Raw genomic sequence first — 21,851 nt, 5'->3', positions numbered from 1 at the left:
GACCGGCGGTTACCCTGTGCCGGTGAGCAAGAGCTACCGGTACCCCCCGGACGAGTTCGACGACGTCCCCGAGGACGCCCCGACGGGCGTCCACCGGGTGCCGCGGAGCCCCTGGCGCAAGGTCCTCCCGTTCGTCGTCGTGGCCGTCGTCTTCGCCGTGGTCGCGTACGGCGCCGTCACGATCGGGTCGAGCCTGCTGGGCTCGGGGGACGCGAGCGCGTCCGACAAGTCGACGTCCGCCTCGAAGGACTCGACGACGAAGTCCACCTCGAAGTCCACGAAGAGCAGCACGCCGAAGGCGACGAAGTCCCCCGACGACGATGCCTCCGACGACGCGTCCGGCAGCGACGACGAGGCCGGCGGCGACGTGGACCTCGCGACGTCGATCGCAGTGAAGAACGGCGCCGGGATCGCCGGGCTCGCGGGCCGCGGAGCCACGAAGCTCCAGGGTGCCGGCTTCACGAAGGTGGCGGCCTCGGACTACACGGGGACCAAGCTCGCGGACTCCGTCGTCTACTACGTCAAGGATGCCGATGCAGCGACGGCCAAGAAGGTGGGCTCGCTCCTCGGCATCTCGGACGTCGAGCAGGTGAGCGCCCTGTCCGGCGGGGCGCCGATCATCGCGGTCCTGCTGCACGACCTGTCCTGACGGCCGCTGTTCACCTCGCGAAACACACCAGCCCGGACCATTCCCCTCACGCGCGGTCGCGGCTAGGCTCGCTCGTGCACCGTGGGCGACCGGCTCGCGGGCGAGATGGCACGGCGATTCGCGAGCGAGCGACCGGCGTCCGGAGCGGGTCCGAGGGGGGCCTCCGGCTCGGCCCGCCGCAGAAGGAGACTCAGATGGCCCAGGGCACCGTCAAGTGGTTCAACGCCGAGAAGGGGTTCGGCTTCATCACCCCTGAGGCGGGCGGCCAGGACGTGTTCGTGCACTACAGCGCGATCCAGTCGGATGGTTACCGGTCCCTCGACGAGGGGCAGCAGGTCGAGTTCGAGGTCGGACAGGGCCAGAAGGGCCCGCAGGCGGAGCAGGTCCGGCCGCTCTGAGCGGCAACGGTCTCGGCGACGGCGGGTCCCGCGGGGCGCGCGACGTCGTCGTCGTGGGGGCTGGGCCCAACGGCCTCGCGGCAGCGGTCACGCTCGCACGCGCGGGCCTCGGGGTGCTGGTGCTCGAGGCCGAGGACACGGTGGGCGGTGGCGCGCGCACGCTCGACCTCGGGCTCGCCGAAGGAGTCGTGCACGACGTGTGCTCGGCCGTGCACCCGATGGCGTGGGCGTCCCCGTTCCTCGAGGCGTTCGGCCTTGCCGACCGTGTGGAGCTGCTCGTCCCCGAGGTCTCGTACGCGCAGCCGCTCGACGGCGGCAGGGCGGGCCTCGCCTATCTGGACCTCGAGCGCACGGTCGACGCCCTCGGACCCGACGGCGCCGCCTGGCGCAGCATCTTCGGACGCCTGTCATCGCACTGGCGTGACGTCGTGGCCGTGGCGTTGGGGGACAAGCGGTCGCTCCCGCCGGGGGTGAGCGCCTCGACGCCGTGGTCGGCGGTGCGCTTCGGGCTCGCCGCGCTCGAGCATGGCACGCCCGCGTGGAACCTGCGCTTCAAGGGCGACGAGGCGCCCGCGCTGCTCACGGGCGTCGCGGCGCACACCATCACGTCGCTGCCGTCGATGGCGGGCGCCGGCACCGCGCTCCTGCTGGGCGCGCTCGCGCACGCCGACAAGGGGTGGCCGATCCCGCGCGGCGGGTCGGGAGCGATCGTCGCGGCCCTGGTCGCCGACCTCGAGGAGCACGGCGGCGAGGTCGTCACCGGGCGTCCGGTCCGGTCCGAGGCCGACCTCCCGCCCGCTCGCGCGTACGTGTTCGACACGACGCCCCGCACTCTGCTCGAGGTCTTCGCGGACCGTGTGCCGGCGCGGGCCGCGCGTTCCCTGAACGCCTTCGGCTACGGCAACGCCGCGTCCAAGGTCGACTTCGTCCTGAGCGGTCCGGTCCCGTGGAAGCACCCCGACGTGGGGCTCGCCGGGACGGTGCACGTCGGCGGGACGCGTCGGGAGATGGCGGTCGCGGAGCGTGAGGTCCACGCGGGCCGGCACGCCGCGCGGCCGGTCGTGCTCCTGAGCGACCCGGCCGTCGTCGACGAGACCCGCGAGGTGGGCGGCCTGCGGCCCCTGTGGACGTATGCGCACGTGCCCGCGGGCTCGACGGTCGACCAGACCGAGGCGGTCACCGCGCAGATCGAACGCTTCGCACCCGGGTTCCGGGACGTCGTCGTGACCTCGCGCGCCACGACGGCGGCCGAGATGCCCGCCCACGATGCGAACTACGTGGGCGGGGACATCGCGGCAGGCGAGGTGTCGCTGTACCGGATGTTCGCCCGCCCGACGCCGTGGCTCGACCCCTACGCGACCGGGCTCGACGACGTGTACCTCTGCTCGGCGTCGACACCGCCGGGGCCCGGCGTGCACGGTCTGGGCGGCTGGTTCGCCGCGCGCCGGGTGCTTCGCCGCACGTTCGGGAGCCGCGCGCTACCGGAGCTCGGCCGGGACTGAGGTGACGTCGTCGGTCGGCGCGGCTGCGCCGTCGTCTGATCCGGTTCGCAGGAGGCGGCGACGGGCCCACGGGACGAGCCGCTCGAGGGGCAGGAAGGCGAGCCAGCAGATCACGGTCGGCAGGAAGTGGATGCCGAGCGCGATGTACGTGATCAGGTGGAAGACGCAGATGAGCGCGACCACCGCGTAGACCAGCCGCCCGCGGACCCACAGGGCGATGGGGGAGAGCAGCTCGGCGATGAACAGGATCCACTGGCCGACCTTGAGGAGTCCCGGGTAGTCGGTGGACCAGCTCACGGCCGAGCGGCCGCGGCGCAGCAGCGACCAGACGATCACCGAGCTGTTGGGCCAGTTGAAGAGGCCGCCCGTGCGGACGATCTTCTGCAGCGCCGACCCGAAGTAGGTCATGACCACGGCGATCTGGATGCAGCGGACCGCCCAGCCGGCGGCCTCGGAAGGCGTCTGGTCGGTGAAGCGCGCGGGCGGCACGGTCGGCAGGAGCAGGAGGGCGAGCACGAGCGCCATGTGGTCGTGCGACACGTACCCGAAGCCCTGCGAGTTCTCCATCCAGGCGAGGAAGACGACGCCCGCCACCCAGCCCGTCACGCGGCCGGCCCACTGGAGCGAGCGAGCCGCGCACGCCATGAGCACGGGGGTCGCGAGGCAGGTGACGACGAGGGTCCACTGCATGACGTACCCGCCGACGGGCGTGGGTTCGGGGATCGGCAGGATCCGGCCGATGAGCGTGGGCTGGTAGAGCTCGCGCGAGTAGCCGTGCCCGATCACGTCGTGCGTGAGGACGAAGATGTCCCAGATCGTGAAGAGGTACAGGGCGGCGCGGAGCACCGCGATGCGAGCGAGCGCGACGGGGGAGAGCCACCACCGGCCGACGGCGCGGCCGGCCCTGCCGAGGGTGCTCGTCATTGTCACTGCACTCCTCCGGCGGGCACGTGGTAGACGGCGAGGACCTCGACGCTCTCGTCCCCCGTGGGGCGGCCGTCGTGGAGCTTCTTGGTCGAGCGCTTGAGCGTGAGGGTCGCGAGCGGGGGCCGGTGCGGGTAGCGCCACGCGTAGGCGCGCGCGACCCCGGCGAGCAGGTCGGGGTCGTCGACGATCCGCTGGAGCTGGCCCTCGATCTCCGCGTGCCCGACGCCGATGCCCATCTGGTCGAGCCAGACCTTGACGTCGTGCCCGTCGGCCGTCGTGCCGATGATGAAGGCCGACCTGACCGTGCCGTCCGGGTTGGTTGCGAACGCGTACTGCGACAGCGAGCCCAGCGGGAACCAGTCGTTGGTGTTCTTGAACGTCGTCGGGACGAGCTGCGCGATCAGCAGGACGACGAGCGCTGCGGCCGCGACCGTGATCCGCCACGTCCGGGCGGTCGTGCTGAGCCGACGCGGCGCGACGGTGCGCGGATCGTCGAGGGACATGCGCCGAAGCCTAACGTTTCGCGATGGGCGTACGGGACCCCCGCCCAGGGGAGGTCCGGCGTCTTGCACTCGCCAGGGCCGAGTGCCAATAATGGCGTTAGCACTCTCGCCTTGAGAGTGACAAACCCGGGTCGACCGGCGAGGCCCCGGACCGCACGCGTGACCTGAACGCGGACGGTCGGGCCGTCCGTCGCGGGCGTCGGCAGACCCACCGAAGCCACCAGCGGAGGATCTGTCCCCATGGCCAAGATCATCGCGTTCGACGAGGAAGCTCGTCGGAGCATGGAGCGCGGGCTCAACCAGCTCGCGGACACCGTCAAGGTCACGCTCGGCCCCAAGGGCCGCAACGTCGTGCTCGACAAGAAGTGGGGCGCCCCCACGATCACGAACGACGGCGTGAGCATCGCCAAGGAGATCGAGCTCGACGACCCGTACGAGAAGATCGGTGCGGAGCTCGTCAAGGAGGTCGCCAAGAAGACCGACGACGTCGCGGGTGACGGCACCACCACCGCCACCGTGCTCGCCCAGGCGCTCGTGCGCGAGGGCCTGCGCAACGTGGCCGCCGGCTCGAACCCCATCGCGCTGAAGAAGGGCATCGAGAAGGCCGTCGAGGCCGTCACCGAGCAGCTCCTCAACTCCGCGAAGGAGATCGAGACCAAGGACGAGATCGCCGCCACCGCCGCGATCTCGGCCGGCGACCCGGCGATCGGCGAGCTCATCGCCGAGGCGCTCGACAAGGTCGGCAAGGAAGGCGTCATCACCGTCGAGGAGTCGAACACCTTCGGCCTCGAGCTCGAGCTCACCGAGGGCATGCGCTTCGACAAGGGCTTCCTCGCCCGCTACTTCGAGACGGACCCGGAGCGCCAGGAGGCCGTGCTCGAGGACCCGTACGTCCTGCTCGTCGAGTCGAAGATCTCGAACGTCAAGGACCTGCTGCCCGTCCTCGACCAGGTCATGAAGGCCGGTCGCTCGCTCCTCATCATCGCCGAGGACGTGGACGGGGAGGCGCTCGCCACCCTCGTGCTCAACAAGATCCGCGGGACCTTCAAGTCCGTCGCCGTCAAGGCCCCGGGCTTCGGCGACCGCCGCAAGGCCATGCTCCAGGACATCGCGATCCTCACGGGCGGCCAGGTCATCACCGAGACCGTCGGCCTCAAGCTCGAGAACGCGACCCTGGACCTGCTCGGCCAGGCGCGCAAGGTCGTCGTCACCAAGGACGAGACGACCATCGTCGAGGGCGCGGGCGACGCCGACCAGATCACCGGTCGCGTGAACCAGATCCGCTCCGAGATCGAGAAGTCGGACTCCGACTACGACCGCGAGAAGCTCCAGGAGCGTCTCGCCAAGCTCGCCGGCGGCGTCGCCGTCATCAAGGCCGGCGCGGCCACCGAGGTCGAGCTCAAGGAGCGCAAGCACCGCATCGAGGACGCCGTCCGCAACGCGAAGGCTGCCGTCGAGGAGGGCATCGTCGCCGGTGGTGGCGTGGCCCTCATCCAGGCCGGTGCCGCCGCGTTCGAGAAGCTCGAGCTCGAGGGCGACGAGGCGACCGGTGCTCAGATCGTGAAGGCTGCGATCGAGGCTCCGCTCAAGCAGATCGCCGTCAACGCCGGCCTCGAGGGTGGCGTCGTCGTGGAGAAGGTCCGCAACCTCCCCTCGGGTCACGGCCTCAACGCCGCGACCGGGGTGTACGAGGACCTGCTGGCTGCGGGCGTCAACGACCCGGTCAAGGTCACGCGCTCCGCGCTGCAGAACGCGTCGTCGATCGCCGCGCTCTTCCTCACCACCGAGGCCGTCGTCGCGGACAAGCCGGAGAAGCTTCCGGCCGCGCCCGCCGGTGACGGTGGCATGGGCGGCATGGACTTCTGAGTCCCGCCCTCTCGTACGACGGGCCGTCGGCCCCGGCTTCGCGCCGGGGACGGCGGCCCGTCGTCGTACTCGGACCGGTCCGTCCGGCGGAACGCCCAGGCGCGTCGGGGAAGATGGGGTGATGGACGGGCTGCTGGACCGCGCGGTGCGCCTCCTGTCGGCGTTCGACGACGACGGTGCACCCCTGACCCCGACCGAGCTCGCCGCGCGCGCCGGGCTCGCCACCTCGACGGCGCACCGGATCGCGACCGACCTCGAGCGGCTCGGGCTGCTCGCGCGGACGTCGTCGGGCGGGTACGTGCCCGGTACGACGCTCTGGGCGCTCGGGGAGCGGGCGCCCGTCGCGACGCGCCTGCGCGAGGCCGCGCTGCCCCACCTGCGGAGGCTGCACGAGCTGACCGGCGCCGAGTCGCACGTGACCGTCCTCGACCCGGCGGCCGAGGGCGCGGCGCGGCTGCGCTGCGTCGTCCGCGTGCGCGGCGCCGGGGCCGACGACGCCGGCGCCGACCCGGATCCCCCCTCGGGGCGCAGCAGCGGCGCCGACTCGGACGCCGCGCTCAGCGCCGTGGCGGTCGCGCTCGGCCTGACTGGCCCCGTGGGGGCACGGTCCACCGAGCTCACCCTGGTCCGCGCCGACGACGGCACGCTCGCTCTGGCAGCCCCCGTCCCCGAGGTCCAGGGGCTGCCCGCCGCGGCGGTGGGGCTCGTCGTCGGGCCGGGGGACGACTCCGACGCGGCCGCGCGCCGGGCGGGACCGCTCGTGGTGGCGGCCTCGGTCGCGGTGGCTCGCGCCGTCAGCGTGGAGGACAGCGTGACCGGCGCGCGGCTCGTCGTCAGTGGTGGTGGTCCGACGGGCTGACCGCCCGCCGCGCCGCGCGGTCGCGGCCTGCGACCCGCAGCCCCGACGCGGCCAGGCGCCGGACCATCTCCCGCCGGTCGACGGGCAGCGCGCCCGCCGCGACGAGCTCGTCGTACCGCTCGACCGGGTAGTCGTAGTGGTCGAGGTCGAACGCTCGGCGCGGGATGCCCGCGGCGTCCGCGAACGCGTGCAGCTCGTCGGTCGACGCGTCGCTGACGAGATGGCCCCACACGGTCCCGTGCCGGGGCCAGCGCGCGTCGTCGATGAGGATGGTCATGCTCCGATCCTCTCAGCCCGGCTCAGCCTCCGAAGAGTGCCGCGGCACCGGCCTCGGCGTCCTCGTACGTCTGTGCCGCCCCCACCATGGCGACCTGGATCCCGCCGAGCGACTCGTCGACGCGGACCTGCACGGCCCGCCAGTCGTCGACGACCGCCGCGAACCGTGCGGCCGCCTCCCCGCGCCACGTGGCCTGGAGCTCCTCCAGCCGGTGCAGCATCGCCGCCACCTCGCTTCGCACCGCGGCGGCGGTGCTGTCGACCGTCCGTGCCGCGTGCGCGACGTCGGCGCTGTCCACCTCGAACTTGCTCACCGTGTCCTCCGTCCCCGGGCCCCGGACGGGCCCGACCGGAGCACGACGTTAGGGCCGTGACCGTTCGGTCGGGGGAGCCCGGTACGGCGCCTGTGCACGACGCACGCCGGGCGCGCGTCGGGGACGGGTCTCAGGCCGCGGGATCGGCGGGAGGCTCGGCCGCGAGGCGGGCCAGCTCCTTGTCGATGCGGGCCTGCTCCGCCTGGAGGTTCTGCCGGGCCGCCTCTTCCCACGCATGGCCCATCGGGCTCCAGTAGATGGCGGGACGCGCGAGGAACCGGGACACGATGAGGCGGCGCGCCTCCAGGAACTCGCGCAGCGGGATCTCCGCGTACTCCTCGCGGACCGCGCGGAGGTACTCCTTGTACCGCTGCGGCTCGCCGGCGAGGAGTGCGAGGTCGGCGTCGGACAGCACGGCCGCGTCGCCGTCTCCCGGCTCCGGGTAGTGCCGGTGGAGCATCGCGACGAGGTCGCGCACGCGCGCGGCCGTCCGTTCGGGGACGCCGAGGCCGGCCAGCTCGTCGTGCGCGAGCAGGGCGCTCGCGTCCTCGTCCTCGCTGCCCGTCGTCGCGTGCTCCGCGTCCGTGTCGTGCGCGAAGACGGCCCCGTGGTACCAGGCGGCCAGCCGGACGGCGTCCGGCTCGTGGGTCTCCTGCGAGAGCTCGTCGACACGACCCAGCACGTCCATGAGGTGCCGGACGTTGTGGAACGACCGTGACGGGTGCGACCACCGGTCGAGGAGCCGCTGTCCTACCGCGCGGACCTCCTCGTCGGGCGCTGTCGCGCCCGCACCCCGGCAGGACCGGAGCCAGGAGGAGCCGAGCCATTGATGTGCGTCGTGGACGCCCATGCCCCGCCTTCGTCGTTCGTGTTCTGACGCCTGCGAGCCTACTCTGACGCGGCGGTCGGAGCGGCCACCGCGACGGGCACCTCGAGCCGGACCGTCAGCCCGCCGCCCGGAGTGTCGCGGACGGCGACGTGGCCGTCGTGCGCGCCGACGATCGCGGCGACGATCGCGAGGCCCAGCCCCGAGCCGCCCGACGCGCGGTTGCGCGACGAGTCCGCGCGGTAGAACCGCTCGAACACGTGCTGGGCCTGCTCGGCGCTCACGCCCGGACCGTGGTCGCGGACCTCGACGACGCCGCGCGCGCCGTCGTCCGTGAGACCGACGGCGAGCTGGGCGGGCGTTCCCGCCGGGGTGTGCCGCACGACGTTGCCCACGAGGTTCGCAAGGACCTGCCGCAGCCGGTCCTCGTCGCCCGTGACGACGACGTCGGGCACGACGGCGCCCGCGTCGCCGGGCCGGGGCGGGGCGAGCGAGACGAGCGCGACCGGGCGGGTGGGGTCGAGGGCCTCGAGGTCGCGCGTGGCATCGTGCGCGAGCGCCGTGAGGTCGACGGGCTCCTTGCGGACCGGGCGACCCTCGTCGAGCCGCGCCAGCGCGAGGAGGTCGTTGACGAGCGTGCCCATGCGGCTCGCGGAGTCCTCGATGCGGCGCATGGTGTCGTCGACCTGGTCCGACGTCGTCAGCGCGCCCATGCGGTACAGCTCGCCGTAGCCACGGATCGTCGCGAGGGGGGTACGGAGCTCGTGCGAGGCGTCCGAGACGAAACGGCGCATCCGTCCCTCCGACGCCTCCTGCGCCGCGAACGACTCCTCGATCTGCGCGAGCATCGCGTTGAGCGACGCCGTGAGAGAGCCGACCTCGGTGGTCGGGGGCTCCTGCGGGATGCGGCGGGCGAGGTCGCCTCCCGCGATCGCGGCGGCCGTCGTCTCGATCGCGTGCAGGGGGCGCAGCTCGCGACGGACCAGCCAGTAGCCGAGCGCCGCCCCCGCAATGATCACAGCGAACGCGGTGAGGCCGAGGACCTTGCCGAGCTGGTGGACCGTCGACTGGACGTCCGCGAGCGGAAGGCCGACGTACACGATGACGGTGTCGCCCGTCGTGGTCGGGTACGTCATCGCGAGCAGGCGCCACTGGGTGCCGCTGTCCTTGCCGTTCTTGTACTGGGCGTCGACGGTGAAGGCCTCACCGCCGCGCAGCTTGACCTGGAGCGGGGTCAGGTCGGGGACCTGGGGCGTGCCGTAGCGGTCCGTCACGTGGCCCCAGGTGTAGGAGCCTGACTCGCCGTCGGTTCCGACGACGTCGACGTAGTACTCCGACGGCAGAAGACCGTTGCCGACCGAGGCTCCGCGTTGCATCTGGGAGACCTGGGACACGACGGCCGTCACGTTCTGCGTCAGTTCGTCGTCGACCTTTCCCACGAGGTACCGCTGGACGAGCGTGATGCTCGCCACCGCGGCGACGACCAGCCCGACGGCGAGGAGCGCGGAGACGATCGCCACGAGCCGCGACCGCAGCGGGATGCGCGCCCACCAACCCCACCGAGGGCTGCCGGGGGGTGCGTCGACGTGCAGGACGCGCGGGCCGTCGTCGGGCGCGGGCGTGCCGGCACCACTCTCCGGCGGGGCCGGGGGAGGAGTGGGGGTCTCGTCCACGTCGACTCGGGCGGTCGGCTTGCCGGACTGCTTCATGAACGTCACGGGGTGCCCGCTGTCACGACGGTCACCGCGGGGGCTGGCGGAGCAGGTACCCGACGCCGCGCTTGGTCTGGATCAGGGCGGGCAGCGGCACCTGCTCGCCGTCGGGCCCCGTGGTGGTGAGGGTGTCGATCTTGCGGCGCAGGTAGGAGATGTAGGACTCGACGATGTTCGCGTCGCCGCCCCAGTCGTACTGCCACACGTGGTCGAGGATCTGCGCCTTGGAGAGCACGCGGCCGCCGTTGAGCATGAGGTAGCGCAGCAGCTTGAACTCGGTGGGCGACAGCTCGACGAGCTGGCCGGCGCGGTGCACCTCGTGCGAGTCCTCGTCGAGCTCGAGGTCCGCGAAGCGCAGGACGGCGGTGTCGTCGGGCTCGGCGTGCGTGCGGCGGAGCACGGCGCGGATGCGGGCGACGACCTCCTCGAGGCTGAACGGCTTGGTGACGTAGTCGTCGCCGCCGACCGTCAGGCCCGCGATCTTGTCCTGCGTGTCGTCGCGCGCCGTCAGGAACAGGACGGGCGTGTACTGGCCCTTCTCGCGCATGCGCCGGGTGACGGTGAAGCCGTCCATGTCGGGCAGCATGACGTCGAGCACGACGAGGTCAGGGTCCAGGTCGCGGACGAGCTTGAGCGCGTTCTGCCCGTCCGCGGCGGCATGCACCTCGAACCCGGCGAACCGCAGCGACGTGGACAGCAGCTCACGGATGTTGGGCTCGTCGTCGACGACCACGAGCCGCGCCTCAGGACTCCCCATGGATCGAGTGTGTCCCCGTTGCCTGGAGAATTCCTGGCAACGGGCCGGGAACACTCAGAGGAAGCGCAGCGGGTCGAACTCCTCGATCGGGATGATCCGCACGCGCGGCAGCGGGGCCTGGAAGGCCTGGACGTCGTGCTCGAGGTCCAGGATCTCCAGGCCGCGGCTCGCGAGCTCCGTCATGCGCAGGTTGACGAACTCGCGGAAGCCCAGCAGCCCCACGCGCCGGTCCTCGCCGAGCAGCGCCTCGACCTGGGGGATGAAGTCGCCGTCGTGGCTCGCGAGCACCACGTTCCCCGGGCGGTCCCGCAGCGCCTCCAGGGTGCGCTGGATACCCATGTCGACGACCTTCTCGGTCCCGTTGCCAGCGAGGGGGACGGGCCGGTAGCCCATCGCGAGGAGCGCCTGCACGAACGGCATCGGGAGCTGGCCGGACGTCGCGTTGAGGAAGAACAGCGGGACGACGGGGGCGCCCCACTGGGCTCCCACGAACGACGCGATCCGGTCCCAGCGCGGGCGCTCCTCGGGGCTGGGACGGTGACCGAGCACGCTCATCCCGAGCGTCGCGTCGATGTTCTCGCCGTCCACGAGCAGGTACGTGGGGGCGACGGCCGGTCCCGCGCCGTCGGCGGCGGGCTGGGATGGGGAGACGGTCGCGCTCGGGTCGCTCATGCCGCCAGCCTATCCGCGCGGCCGCCGTCGTCCGCGAGGTATACCGGCGGCCGTACTACCTCGCGAGGTAGTACGGCCGCCGGTATACCTCGCGGGGGAGGGGAGGGGATGGGAACGCCAAGGCGGGTCCGGCCGACGTCGGCCGGACCCGCCCTGGGGAGCCCGCGCAGAGGTGCACGCGCGGTGTGCAGTCCTGGTTGCCTTCCGGGTGTGCGCCCGGTGGTCCCGACCTAGGACTGCGCGTCGGTGGCGGGCGGGGCCGCGATCTCGGGGGTCACGGGGGTCGCGGCAACGGCCGGCGTCGCCGCGCCGGTGCCCTTGAGGGCGGCCAGCCGGGCCTCGATCTCGATCTCCTCGCCCGAGCTCTCGAGCTCCGCGAACTGCGAGTCGAGCGACGACGCCGCGATCTCCGCCTGACCCTGCGCGAGGGCCTCCTGACGGCGGACCTTCTCCTCGAAGCGCGACACCTCGCTCGTCGGGTCCAGGACGTTGATCGAGCCGATCGCGCTCTGGACCTGCTGCTGGGCCTCGGCGGTCTTCGCGCGGGCGACGAGCGAGTCGCGCTTCGACTTGAGCTCGCCGAGCTTGTCCTTCATGGTCGCGAGGCCGGTCTTGAGCTTCTCGACGGTCTCGCGCTGGGAGGCGATGAGCGGCTCGGCCTGCTTGACCTCCTGCTCGGCCTGGATCTGCTTGCCGAGCGCGACCTTCGCGAGGTTGTCGAACTTGTCGGCGTTCGCGGTGTCGCCCGCCGCACGGTACTTGTCGGCCTGCGTCGAGGCGGCGAGCGCCTTCTGGCCCCAGTCCTGCGAGGCGCGGACGTCCTCGTTGTAGTCCTGCTCGGCGAGCCGCAGGTTGCCGATGGTCTGCGCGACGGCCTGCTCGGCCTCCGCGATGCTGTTCGTGTAGTCGCGGACCAGCTGGTCCAGCATCTTCTGCGGGTCCTCCGCGTTGTCGAGCAGGGCGTTGATGTTCGCCTTGGTGAGCTGGGCGATGCGCCCGAAGATGCTCTGCTTCTCGGCCATGTCCTTGCCTCTCCGTCGTGCCGTGTCGTTGCTGCCGTGCCGTCGCTGCCGTGCCGTTGCTGCGGGGTGGTGCGTGCTCAGAAGCGTCCGCCGCTGCTGCGGTCTCCGCCGCCCCCGCCCCCGCCGAAGCCACCCCCTCCGCCGCCCCAGCCGCCTCCGCCTCCGCCGAAGCCGCCGCCCCCGCGCAGGATCGAGTCGATGAGGATGCCGCCGAGGATCATGCCGCCGACGTTGGAGCCGCCGCCCCCGCCGGGCCCGCGCTGCTGGTTCGACCAGGTCTCGACGTCGCGCTGCGCGAGCTGCTGCGCCTGCTGCGCGTACTGCTCGGCCTGCTGGGCGAGCGTGAGCGCCTGCTGCGGGTCGGACTCCTTGAGCGCGAGCGCCTGCTGCAGCAGCCTCGCCGCCTCGGAAAGCCTGGTCCGGGCCTCGGGCCCCACGGCGCCCTTACGGGTGTCGATGAAGTCGCCGACGGCGTGGACCTGCGAGTCGACGCGGCCGATCGTCTGGTCGAGGAGCGCCCGGGCCTTCGCGTCGGCCTCGGCCTTCTCGCGGAACGGCTCGAGCGCCTTGTCGAGCGCGGCCTCCGCGGACGTCAGCCCGGCCTGCGCGGCGAGCGGGTCCCCGCCGGTCCGTGCGGTGCGCGCGGTGCTGACTGCGGCCTGCGCGGGCCCGACGGCGGCCTGGACGCCCGGGTCCGCCGGCGCGAGCCGCTGCGCGTCCGCGAGGTCCGACGTGATCGATGCGATGCCCTTCTCGAGGTTCTCGCCCGCGTGCGCGAGGTTCTCGCCCGCGTGGTCGACGGCGTCGAGCAGGGTCGCGGCCTGCCCGACGGCGGTCCCACCGGCCCGCGACCGGGCGACGGCCGCGCCGCGGTCGCCGCGTTCGACGTCGGCCCGTCCCTCGGCCACGGAGCGGAGCGCGCCGTCGAGCAGCGCGGCCGCCTGGTCGGGGTTACCGGTGACGGAGGCGAGCGTCGTCGGCGGGTAGGTGCGACCGAGCTCGGTGAGGGTCGCGCGCGCCGGGTCGATCCGCGCCCGCAGCTCGCCGGCGCGCTGCTCGACCTCGTCGAGCACCTCGGGGGCACGGGACTGGAGCTGGCGCAGCTCGTCGAACTTCGCGGCCTGCGCCTTCATGGTGTCCGACGCCGCCCGGCACAGCGTGACGACCTGGATCAGCATGCCCCGGGCCTGGGGCTCGGTCTCGGGCTGGTCGTCGTCGAGCCGCTGGCGCAGCGTGAACGCCTGCGCGACCTTCTGCTTCGCGTCGTCGAGCGCGACCTGGAACTCCTGGGTGGCCTCCTGGCCGAACTGGGCCTGCGCGAAGCCCAGCTCCTGCTCGGCGGACTTGGCGTCGTCGTCGATGGTGACGAGCGCGTTCGCGGCGCGCTTCTGCAGGTCGGCGGTCGTGAGGGCGGCGAGCGCCTCGGGGGCGTCGGGATCGGTGCCGGGCGGGACGTAGCGGCCGCCGGCCTTCGCGAGGTTCCGGCCGCGGCGCGACGCGCGCGCCACGAACACCACGATCACCACCAGCACGCCGAGCCCGAGGACCCACCAGATCCACGCCGACGACGAGCCCGAGCCGCCCCCGAGCGCCTGGGCGCCTGCGATCGCGGCTCCCGCCCAGTCGCCGTCGGACAGGTGGGAGCGGATCGTGTCGTCGGCCTTCGCGAGGTCGTCGTCGGACAGCGCCGACGTGGGGGCTTCGACACGCAGCCCGTACGCGCGGTCGTCGACGGCGACCGCGAGCAGGAGCTGGTTCGTCCCGAGCTGCGACAGGTCGGCCGTCTGCTTGGCCCAGTCCTCGCCGGACGCGCCGTCGAACGAGGACACGTAGACGACCCACAGGTCGAGCTGCGTCTTGTTGGACAGGTCGTCGAGCGCCGCCTTGACGTCCGACTCGTCCGAGCCCTTGAGCGCGCCGACCTGGTCCGTGATCGGCCCGGACAGCCGGAACGGCGCCACCTGCGGGAGCGGCGCCGTCGCCCCGGCGGAGGACGGCACGAGGAAGACGAGGACGAGCGCGAGCAGCGCGAGCACGACGGTCGCGAACGACCGCCGCGGACGGGGAGGGAGGGCCACGTCCCGATACTTCCGTGCCGCCCGGCACCCCGCAACCAGGCTCGGCTCAGCCCGCGCGCTCGGCGTCCAGGGTGTCGTCCAGGTCTTCCGCGTCGACGATCCGGTACGCGTAGCCCTGCTCGGCGAGGAACCGCTGGCGGTGCGCGGCGAAGTCCTGGTCCACGGTGTCCCGGGCGACGACCGCGTAGAAGTGCGCCGTCCGGCCGTCGTGCTTGGGGCGCATGACCCGGCCGAGGCGCTGGGCCTCCTCCTGGCGCGACCCGAACGACCCGGACACCTGGATCGCGACCGACGCCTCGGGGAGGTCGATCGAGAAGTTCGCGACCTTGCTGACCACGAGGTGCTGGATCTCGCCCGTGCGGAACGCGTCGAACAGGCGCTGGCGCTCCCGGACCGTGGTCTCGCCGGTGATCAGGGGCGCGTCGAGGTGCTCGGCGAGCTCGTGGAGCTGGTCGATGTACTGGCCGATGACGAGCGCCTGGTCGTCCGGGTGCTTCGCGAGGATCTGCTCGACGACGCGGTTCTTGCCCGACGCCGACGCCGCGAGCCGGTACTTGTCCTCCGGTTCGGTGGTCGCGTAGGCCATGCGTTCGCCGTCGGGCAGGGTGAGGCGGACCTCGACGCACTCGGCGGGCGCGATGTAGCCCTGCGCCTCGATGTCCTTCCAGGGCGCGTCGAACCGCTTGGGGCCGATCAGGCTGAAGACCTCGTCCTCGCGCCCGTCCTCGCGGACCAGGGTGGCGGTGAGCCCGAGACGACGGCGTGCCTGCAGGTCCGCCGTCATGCGGAAGATCGGCGCGGGGAGCAGGTGGACCTCGTCGTACACGACGAGGCCCCAGTCGCGCGCGTCGAGCAGCTCGAGGTGCGTGTACACGCCCTTCCGCTTGGTCGTGAGGACCTGGTAGGTGGCGATGGTGACGGGCTTGATCTCCTTGCGGGCGCCCGAGTACTCGCCGATCTCGTCCTCGGTCAGGCTCGTGCGCCTGACGAGCTCGTCCTTCCACTGTCGCGCGCTCACCGTGTTCGTCACGAGGATGAGCGTCGTCGTGGACGACTTCGCCATCGCGCCCGCGCCGACGAGCGTCTTGCCGGCCCCGCAGGGCAGCACGACGACGCCGCTCCCGCCGTGCCAGAAGCTCTCGACCGCGTGCTCCTGGTAGGGGCGCAGCTCCCAGCCGTCCGGGGTGAGGGTGATGTCGTGGTGCTCGCCGTCGACGTAGCCCGCGAGGTCCTCGGCGGGCCAGCCCAGCTTCACGAGGACCTGCTTGAGGTGCCCGCGCTCGGAGGGATGCACGACGACGGTGTCCTCGTCGATCCGCTCGCCCAGCAGGCCCGCGGTCCGCTTGGACCGCAGCACCTCGGTGAGGACGGCGCGGTCGAGGGACTGCAGCACGAGCCCGTGCGTGGGGTGCTTGACGAGCTGGAGGCGCCCGTAACGGGCCATCGTCTCCGCGACGTCGACGAGCAGCGGGTGCGGCACCGGGTACCGGCTGTAGTCCATGAGCGCGGAGACGACCTGCTCGGCGTCGTGCCCGGCGGCGCGTGCGTTCCACAGCCCCAGCGGCGTGAGCCGGTAGGTGTGGACGTGCTCGGGGGCGCGCTCGAGCTCCGCGAACGGCGCGATCGCGCGGCGCGCCTCGGCGGCGCGGGGGTGGTCGACCTCGAGGAGGAGGGTCTTGTCGCTCTGGACGATCAGCGGTCCGTCGGTCATGCGTCCTCCGTGGATGCGGTCGTCGGGGCGGGTCGGTGCACGGGCACGACGCGCGCGATCCGGTGGACCGCGACCGTGAGCTCGGCGTCGCGGGCCGGGTCGACGGCGCGCAGCCGGCCGCCGTCGAGGCGCAGCGGGCGGACGGTGCGGGTGACCGGGACGCCGCGCGCGTCGACCGTCTCGAGGGAGACGAGGGTCTGCTCGGCGATCGCGTCGTGCAGCAGGCCCAACAGGTCGCCGGGCTCCGTTGTTCCCCGGGGCTCGGGCCCGGGTGGCGCCGCTGGGCGTGGCGCGGCGAGCACCGCGCCGTCCCTGCCCCAGGCGGCCTCCGCCCGGGCCAGCGTGTCGCGGGACCGCAGCTCCCCGACGACGGCCTCGGCGCGCGCCGCGACGAGACCAGCCGCCCGGGACGCCCGTTCGGCGGGGGCCGAGGCGGGCGCGGCGGTCGGGGGCCCGTAGCGCGAGCGTCCGCGGCGGCGCCCGGGCGGGACGGTGCGGGGCCGGTCCGCCTCGGTGCTCACGGTCCGGCCCTCGTCGTCCTCGAGCGCGGCGCTCACCCCCGACGACGCGAGCGCGGTCCGCAGCTCGGCCGCGGGCACGTGCGCGGCGAGGACGGTGGGACCGAGCTGGTGCAGGCCGGTGGCACGCAAGGACGGATCGGCCAGGAACGACGCGACGAGGGCGGGGTCGTCGACGCGGACGTAGCTGAGCGCGGCGCCCACGCGCACACGGCCGAACCGGCGGGCCGCGTCGCGCACGAGGTACTCGAGGGGCTGGGGGAGGGGCCCGCGCGTGTGCCGGCCGAGGGCAGCGAGCAGCGTGTCGGCGTCCCCCGCGCTCCCCGCCGCGAGGGCGCGCGTGACCGAGTCGAGCGTGAACCGGACCGTCAGGGCGCCGCCGCGGGACTCGATCGAGGCGGCGTCGTCGAGGAGCCGGGCGAGGTCCCGCGTCGGCCGGCCCGGGACGATGCCTGTGAGGTCGCCCTGGAGGAGCAGGTCGTCGACCTCGGGCGGGAGGACGGCGTCGAGCGCGGCGACGGGGTCGGCGGACGCGCCCGAGCCGCCGTCGGCCTCGGCGAGGAGCGCGGCACCGGGCCCGCCGAGCGTGCCCAGCGCGACGACGCCCAGCAGCTCCGCGCCGCGCCAGACGCCCGCCACCGCGTCCCGGGGCGGGACGGCGCGCGGGGTGGCCCAGGCGAGGACGTCCTGGACGTCGTCGGCGGCCAGGGGCGCGGACGACGACGCCGCGGCGTCGAGCACGGTCCGTCGTAGCCGCGCGGCCCAGCCGGCGGTGTGCGTCGGGTCGAGGGCCGAGCGCAGGGTGCCGGCGGCGTCACGGGTCGTCGCGACCCACGGCGTGCGCGACGACGTCAGCCACGCGCGGGCGAGGTCGGCCCAGCGGCCCGCGACGTCGTCCGCGAGCCACGCGTCGACGAGCGTCGTCGGGACGAACGAGGCGGGGACCTCGCCGTCGTCGGCGACGAGCTCGGCCGCGAGCGCGAGCTCGGCGACCTGGGCCGCGGTGGCCTCGTCGACGTCGAGGCGCAGGGCGAGGCGGCGCAGGTCGCGCGCGCCGAGGCCCCCGGTCCGCAGGACGACGGGCGGCGCCTGCTCCCAGGAACGGACGAGATCGGTCACGAGCCGCACGGCCTCCTCGGCTGCACGGCCGGCCTCGGCGTCGACGGTCGCGGCCGGGTGCGCCGCGCGGTCCGGCACGGGCGGCGTCGGCCGGACACCGCGGTGCGTCAGCCCGCCGCGCAGGGACAGCGCCACGGCCGCAGGGACGGCCACGCGGCCCGCGTCGTCGCCGCCGAGGCGCTCGAGCAGGCCGTGCGTGACCAGCCAGCCCGTCGCGGCGACGGCGCGCGCCTCCGAACGCGGAGCGACGCCGACCGGAGGGCCCCACGTGAGGGCGTCGAGGATCGCGCGGGCCCCGGGCGGGGCGTCGTCGAGCGGGGCGAGGAGATCGCCGTCCGGGGCGGTCGCGGGCTCGGGCGCGAGGAACCCCGCGGGGTACGGGCCGAGGAACTCGAGCACGCCCGGGGCCGCGCGCAGGTCGGCGGGCGCGCCGGGCGGGGCCGCGTCCCACACGAGGGCCAGCGCCTCGAGCCGCTCGGCCGTGGCGCTCGCGGCACGTGCGAGGTCGTCCGCGGGGACGTCGTCGGCCGGGGCGAGACCCCCGACGACGGCGCTCACGTCGAGCGTGTGCGGCGTCCGGTCGTGGGGGTCGGCTCCCCGCACGGCGCACGCCTCGAGGACCTGGAGCGTGAACGTGTCGAGCTCGGCCAGCGCGCGGTCGACGCTCGCCCGGCCCGTCGCCCGCGCCGCGAGCGAGCGGATCGTCGAGGGGGAGGGGCTCGCCAGGTCGGGGCGGGCGCGCAGCAGCGCGACGAGCGCCGCGTCGTCCCGGTCGCGCAGCGCCTCGCTGAACGAGCGGGCGCCGGGCGATCCGACGGGTGCGGCGCCGGCGCTCGGTGACGTGCTGCGCTCGGGCCTGGCCATCCGATCGAGTCTACGGTGCGCGCGCAGGGCTCGGTGGGCTGCCCCGGCGGCAACCGGTCCACGCGGGCACCGAAGGCTCGCTGGTGCTCGTCGTCGCGGGCTGAGGGCGACCCCCGACCGTCAGCGCAGCAGACGGTAGAACCGGAAGTCCGCGAAGCCGTCGATCGGCAGCACCTCGACGCCGCTGAACCCGGCGTCGCGCGCGTAGCGTCCGAGGGTCGCCGGCCGCATCGCCGTGCCCGTGGCCGCGGACCCGGGCGTCGACATGCTGTCGGGGAGACAGATGAAGACGCTGTACGCGTACATGATCCGTTCGACCTCGTCGCCGTCCGGCGCGAAGTCCGGGGCGACGGCTTCGTCCATGACCACGACCGTCCCGTCCGCGACCGTCGCCTCGCGCATCGCGGTGAGCACCTCGACCGGGTGCGGCATGTCGTGCAGGGCCTCGAAGACGAAGGCCGCGTCGAAGGGGCCGGCGTCGGCCAGGGTCGTCGCGTCGGCGAGCCGGAAGGAGACGTTCGGTGCGCCTCCGGCGTGCTCGGCCGCAGCGGCGAGCGACGGTTCGTCCACGTCGAGGCCGACGACCTGAGCCCCCGGGTAGGCGCGCGCGAGCGCGATCGTCGACCAGCCGTGCCCGCAGCCGACGTCGGCGATGCGGGCGTGCGGACGGCCGAGGGCCGCGTCCACGTCGGGGGCCGACCTGAGGGCGTCGTGCAGGGCTGACTCGAACCACGGGCGGTTGACGTCGCCCTGAGCGTCCCTGGCGTCGGAGCCGAACGCTGCCCAGGGCACCCCGCCGCCGGAGCGGTAGGCCTCGAGGAGCTCGGGCAGGCGGGACGCCGCGGCGACCGCGAGCCGCGCGAGCGGTGCCGTGTAAGACAGGGAGCCGGTCGCCGTGAGGACGGCGGCGTGCTCGTCGGGCAGTGCGAAGCGGCCGTCGTCGCGGACGGCGAGGAGGCCGGCCACCGCCTGCTGCTCGAGCCACTCGCGGGCGTAGCGAGGGTGGATCCCGGCCTGCCGCGCGAGCTCGTCCGCCGTCTGGGGACCCATGGCGTCGAGCGCGCGGTAGAGCCCGAGCCGGTCGCCCAGGTAGATCGAGAGCGTCTCCATCGCGCCGAGCACGCGTTCGAACACGCGGTCCGCGAAGGCCGCGGTCAGGGAGTCGTCCGCTGGCTGGTTCATCTCGTCTGGCCCGGCGTCGGAAGCGGGGCAGTCAGTCCACGGTACGCCCCCGGCCTCCGCCGGGCGGCTCCTCCGCCGCCGCGGCGAGGCGGTGCAGCGCGTCGAAGACGAGGTCGACGTCGTCGCCCAGCGCGGCCTTGAGGACACGGTCGTAGTCGAGCGCGGCCTCGCGCATGCGCTCGAACGACGCGCGGCCCTCGGCCGTGAAGGCGATGCGCTGGACGCGGCGGTCGTGGTCGTCGCGGGTCCGGGTGACGAGCCCGCGCTGCTCGAGGCTCGTGAGGTGGTGGGTGAGGGTGGCGTCGGTGATGCCGACGGTGCGCGCGAGGTCGCGCTGGGTGGCGTGCCCGCCGTCGGAGAGCGCCAGGAAGATGAACCAGACCGCGCGGTTGCCGCCGGCCGTGTCGAGCCGCCGCTCGAAGGCCTTGTTCACGGTCTGGGTGGTCTCCCAGAGCGTCATCCCGAGGGCCCTCTTCCCACCGAAGCTCATGGTCCGAGCCTAGTCGCGTTCCTTGGAAGCCGAATCTTCAGCAATCTAATCGCTTGATATCGAATCATTCGATATCTAACGTGTTGCTCGAGGGGTCGACCGGCCCCTGGGGTGACACAGGAGGCAGGGACGATGACGACGATCGACGAGGTGAGGAAGACGCTCGGCGGGAAACCGGTGCTCCTCGTGGCGCCCGGTGACGCCGGGTTCGACGGCGTAGCCCCCGTGGTCTTCGCGGGTGACGGTGCCGAGCCCGCGCTCGTGGCGCGTCCGCGGGACGTGGGCGAGGTGTCGGCCGTCGTGCGGGCGGCCGCGGCCACGGGCGTCCCGTTCGCCGTCCGCGGCGGCGGCCACGCCTACGCGCGGTACGGCACGGTGGCCGGCGGGCTCGTGCTCGACCTCCGGTTGCTCGGCGGCGTGCAGATCGACCCGGAGCGACGCGTCGGGATCGCGTCGGCGGGCACGACGGCGGGGGACTACACGGGCGCGGCGGCCGAGCACGGCCTCGCGACCGGGTTCGGCGACACGCTGAGCGTCGGCGTCCCAGGGCTCGCGCTCGGCGGCGGCATCGGCTACCTCAGCCGGCGGGACGGCCTCACGCTCGACAACGTGCTGGGTGCGGAGGTCGTCCTCGCGGACGGCGCCGTCGTCCGGGCCTCCGACGACGAGAACCCCGACCTGTTCTGGGCGCTCCGCGGGGGCGGCGGGAACTTCGGCGTCGTCACCCGCCTCGACCTCCGCCTCACGCCCATGACGGTCGTCACGGGCGGGCTGCTCGCGTTCGCGCCCGACCCGCGGACCGTCGGCGCGCTCCTCGCCGCTGCGGCCGCGGCCCCCGACGAGCTCTCGCTCATGGTCAACGTCATGAAGGCGCCCCCGGCGCCGTTCCTGCCCGCCGAGCGGCACGGCACACCGATCGTCGTCGCGCTGGTCTGCCACTCGGGCGCGCCAGAGGACGCGGACGCCGCCCTCGCGCCGCTGCGCGCCGCCGGCACGGTGCTCGTCGACCTCGTCCGACCGCAGCCGTACCCCGACCTGTTCGGCCTCGCGCCGAGCCAGGCAGGCATGTGGCCCGCGCAGCGCACCGGCTTCGTCCAGACCGTCGTCGAGGACGTCGCCGCCCAGGTGATCGACGCCGTCCGGACCGCACCCACGCCGGTCGCGGTCCTCAACCTGCGGCCGATGGGCGGTGCGATCGCCCGCGTGCCACGCGACGCGACGGCGTTCGCGCACCGCGACCGGGAGGTGCTGGCGACGGTCGGGGCGCTCGGCCCCGACGGCGGCCGGGTCGCCGAGGCCCGCGACTGGGTGGGCCGGACCGCGGACGCGCTGGGGCTCGGGGGTGCCGCGTACGTGAACTTCGTCGCGGACCCCGGTGCGGGGGCCGGCGACGCCTACCCGCCCGCGACGCTCCGTCGGCTGCAGGCCGTCAAGCGCCAGGTCGACCCGGCCAACCTGTTCCGCTCGAACCTCAACGTCCTCCCGGTCGAGGAGCCGGCGCCCGCCCGGGCATGACGGGGCGCCGGTGGACCCCCGAGCATCTCCGTGGCCCCGGCGGCCCGCGGCCCGGTAGGCTGGATCGCTGAGCATTCCCGACGACATCGCA

The 21,851-nt window shown here is 73.8% G+C and carries 20 protein-coding genes; 6 read left to right on the top strand and 14 right to left on the bottom strand.

The window, feature by feature from the left end; translation table 11 throughout:
- The first annotated feature begins 22 nt into the window (after positions 1-22).
- The 3 genes from KDY119_RS14575 (at position 23) to KDY119_RS14565 (ending at position 2,549) form a co-directional block, all read left to right on the top strand.
- Positions 23-649: a LytR C-terminal domain-containing protein gene (locus tag KDY119_RS14575; RefSeq protein ID WP_194174245.1), complete on the top strand. Its 627-nt coding sequence runs from the start codon at positions 23-25 to the stop codon at positions 647-649.
- A gap of 194 nt (positions 650-843) precedes the next feature.
- Positions 844-1,047, top strand: coding sequence for a transcription antiterminator/RNA stability regulator CspE (cspE, locus tag KDY119_RS14570; RefSeq protein WP_036947283.1), 204 nt, complete (start codon positions 844-846; stop codon positions 1,045-1,047).
- The gene (locus KDY119_RS14565) at positions 1,044-2,549 is read left to right on the top strand and encodes a phytoene desaturase family protein (protein WP_051136265.1); all 1,506 of its coding nucleotides are present in this window, start codon (positions 1,044-1,046) and stop codon (positions 2,547-2,549) included. Before cspE ends, KDY119_RS14565 begins: the two co-directional genes overlap by 4 nt.
- Here the strand turns inward: KDY119_RS14565 and KDY119_RS14560 are convergent.
- A complete protein-coding gene (locus KDY119_RS14560; RefSeq protein WP_051136264.1) occupies positions 2,526-3,473 on the bottom strand; it encodes a hypothetical protein in 948 nt (315 codons plus the stop codon). The two genes, KDY119_RS14565 and KDY119_RS14560, sit on opposite strands and share 24 nt — an antisense overlap.
- Positions 3,474-3,475: 2 nt before the next feature.
- A complete protein-coding gene (locus tag KDY119_RS14555; protein ID WP_051136263.1) occupies positions 3,476-3,979 on the bottom strand; it encodes a hypothetical protein in 504 nt (167 codons plus the stop codon).
- A gap of 240 nt (positions 3,980-4,219) precedes the next feature.
- Between KDY119_RS14555 and groL the strand changes: the two genes are divergently transcribed.
- Complete coding sequence (groL, locus tag KDY119_RS14550) at positions 4,220-5,845, top strand: chaperonin GroEL (RefSeq protein ID WP_036947281.1); 1,626 nt, start codon at positions 4,220-4,222, stop codon at positions 5,843-5,845.
- Between the two features lie 121 nt (positions 5,846-5,966).
- Positions 5,967-6,704, top strand: a complete 738-nt coding sequence (locus KDY119_RS14545; RefSeq protein ID WP_153022467.1) for a helix-turn-helix domain-containing protein — start codon at positions 5,967-5,969, stop codon at positions 6,702-6,704.
- Here the strand turns inward: KDY119_RS14545 and KDY119_RS14540 are convergent.
- From KDY119_RS14540 to KDY119_RS14485, 12 genes are all read right to left on the bottom strand, one after another.
- Positions 6,679-6,981, bottom strand: a complete 303-nt coding sequence (locus KDY119_RS14540; protein WP_036947279.1) for a DUF4031 domain-containing protein — start codon at positions 6,979-6,981, stop codon at positions 6,679-6,681. The two genes, KDY119_RS14545 and KDY119_RS14540, sit on opposite strands and share 26 nt — an antisense overlap.
- Before the next feature lie 22 nt (positions 6,982-7,003).
- Positions 7,004-7,294 carry a WXG100 family type VII secretion target gene (locus KDY119_RS14535; RefSeq protein ID WP_036947278.1) on the bottom strand — a complete coding sequence of 97 codons (291 nt, stop codon included), beginning with the start codon at positions 7,292-7,294 and terminating at the stop codon, positions 7,004-7,006.
- Between the two features lie 130 nt (positions 7,295-7,424).
- Complete coding sequence (locus KDY119_RS14530; RefSeq protein WP_322619617.1) at positions 7,425-7,982, bottom strand: HD domain-containing protein; 558 nt, start codon at positions 7,980-7,982, stop codon at positions 7,425-7,427.
- A 200-nt stretch (positions 7,983-8,182) separates the two neighbouring features.
- Positions 8,183-9,829, bottom strand: a complete 1,647-nt coding sequence (locus KDY119_RS14525; protein WP_083890742.1) for a sensor histidine kinase — start codon at positions 9,827-9,829, stop codon at positions 8,183-8,185.
- A 31-nt stretch (positions 9,830-9,860) separates the two neighbouring features.
- Entirely contained in the window at positions 9,861-10,589 is a 729-nt protein-coding gene (locus KDY119_RS14520) for a response regulator transcription factor (protein ID WP_036947276.1), read from the bottom strand.
- Positions 10,590-10,643: 54 nt separating this feature from the next.
- Entirely contained in the window at positions 10,644-11,261 is a 618-nt protein-coding gene (locus KDY119_RS14515; RefSeq protein WP_083890637.1) for an NYN domain-containing protein, read from the bottom strand.
- Positions 11,262-11,491: 230 nt separating this feature from the next.
- Positions 11,492-12,283: a PspA/IM30 family protein gene (locus KDY119_RS14510; RefSeq protein WP_036947274.1), complete on the bottom strand. Its 792-nt coding sequence runs from the start codon at positions 12,281-12,283 to the stop codon at positions 11,492-11,494.
- 77 nt (positions 12,284-12,360) lie between these two features.
- A complete protein-coding gene (locus KDY119_RS14505; RefSeq protein ID WP_153022466.1) occupies positions 12,361-14,361 on the bottom strand; it encodes a TPM domain-containing protein in 2,001 nt (666 codons plus the stop codon).
- Positions 14,362-14,407: 46 nt separating this feature from the next.
- Positions 14,408-16,072 (bottom strand): DNA repair helicase XPB, encoded by a 1,665-nt coding sequence (locus KDY119_RS14500; protein ID WP_036947270.1) that lies wholly within the window; start codon positions 16,070-16,072, stop codon positions 14,408-14,410.
- On the bottom strand, positions 16,069-18,573 hold the full coding sequence (locus KDY119_RS14495; protein WP_153022465.1) for a helicase-associated domain-containing protein: 2,505 nt from the start codon (positions 18,571-18,573) through the stop codon (positions 16,069-16,071). The genes KDY119_RS14500 and KDY119_RS14495 overlap by 4 nt, the downstream gene beginning before the upstream one ends.
- Before the next feature lie 120 nt (positions 18,574-18,693).
- Positions 18,694-19,755, bottom strand: a complete 1,062-nt coding sequence (locus KDY119_RS14490) for a methyltransferase domain-containing protein (RefSeq protein WP_036947262.1) — start codon at positions 19,753-19,755, stop codon at positions 18,694-18,696.
- 31 nt (positions 19,756-19,786) lie between these two features.
- Positions 19,787-20,245, bottom strand: coding sequence for a MarR family winged helix-turn-helix transcriptional regulator (locus KDY119_RS14485; RefSeq protein ID WP_036947260.1), 459 nt, complete (start codon positions 20,243-20,245; stop codon positions 19,787-19,789).
- A 132-nt stretch (positions 20,246-20,377) separates the two neighbouring features.
- Between KDY119_RS14485 and KDY119_RS14480 the strand changes: the two genes are divergently transcribed.
- Complete coding sequence (locus KDY119_RS14480; RefSeq protein ID WP_153022464.1) at positions 20,378-21,760, top strand: FAD-binding oxidoreductase; 1,383 nt, start codon at positions 20,378-20,380, stop codon at positions 21,758-21,760.
- Positions 21,761-21,851 lie beyond the last annotated feature (91 nt).

The sequence above is a fragment of the Luteimicrobium xylanilyticum genome (assembly GCF_009429125.1).
Lineage (GTDB): Bacteria > Actinomycetota > Actinomycetes > Actinomycetales > Cellulomonadaceae > Luteimicrobium > Luteimicrobium xylanilyticum.
Note: the sequence above shows the minus strand (reverse complement) of the source record. Positions and strands in the feature narration are given on the sequence as shown.

Coding starts and splice junctions, on each gene's coding strand:
- cspE (WP_036947283.1), top strand. CDS start 844: ATGGCCCAGGGCACCGTCAAGTGGTTCAACGCCGAGAAGGGGTTCGGC.
- KDY119_RS14560 (WP_051136264.1), bottom strand. CDS start 3,473: ATGACGAGCACCCTCGGCAGGGCCGGCCGCGCCGTCGGCCGGTGGTGG.
- KDY119_RS14555 (WP_051136263.1), bottom strand. CDS start 3,979: ATGTCCCTCGACGATCCGCGCACCGTCGCGCCGCGTCGGCTCAGCACG.
- groL (WP_036947281.1), top strand. CDS start 4,220: ATGGCCAAGATCATCGCGTTCGACGAGGAAGCTCGTCGGAGCATGGAG.
- KDY119_RS14545 (WP_153022467.1), top strand. CDS start 5,967: ATGGACGGGCTGCTGGACCGCGCGGTGCGCCTCCTGTCGGCGTTCGAC.
- KDY119_RS14540 (WP_036947279.1), bottom strand. CDS start 6,981: ATGACCATCCTCATCGACGACGCGCGCTGGCCCCGGCACGGGACCGTG.
- KDY119_RS14530 (WP_322619617.1), bottom strand. CDS start 7,982: ATGGACGTGCTGGGTCGTGTCGACGAGCTCTCGCAGGAGACCCACGAG.
- KDY119_RS14525 (WP_083890742.1), bottom strand. CDS start 9,829: ATGAAGCAGTCCGGCAAGCCGACCGCCCGAGTCGACGTGGACGAGACC.
- KDY119_RS14520 (WP_036947276.1), bottom strand. CDS start 10,589: ATGGGGAGTCCTGAGGCGCGGCTCGTGGTCGTCGACGACGAGCCCAAC.
- KDY119_RS14515 (WP_083890637.1), bottom strand. CDS start 11,261: ATGAGCGACCCGAGCGCGACCGTCTCCCCATCCCAGCCCGCCGCCGAC.
- KDY119_RS14510 (WP_036947274.1), bottom strand. CDS start 12,283: ATGGCCGAGAAGCAGAGCATCTTCGGGCGCATCGCCCAGCTCACCAAG.
- KDY119_RS14500 (WP_036947270.1), bottom strand. CDS start 16,072: ATGACCGACGGACCGCTGATCGTCCAGAGCGACAAGACCCTCCTCCTC.
- KDY119_RS14495 (WP_153022465.1), bottom strand. CDS start 18,573: ATGGCCAGGCCCGAGCGCAGCACGTCACCGAGCGCCGGCGCCGCACCC.
- KDY119_RS14490 (WP_036947262.1), bottom strand. CDS start 19,755: ATGAACCAGCCAGCGGACGACTCCCTGACCGCGGCCTTCGCGGACCGC.
- KDY119_RS14485 (WP_036947260.1), bottom strand. CDS start 20,245: ATGAGCTTCGGTGGGAAGAGGGCCCTCGGGATGACGCTCTGGGAGACC.
- KDY119_RS14480 (WP_153022464.1), top strand. CDS start 20,378: ATGACGACGATCGACGAGGTGAGGAAGACGCTCGGCGGGAAACCGGTG.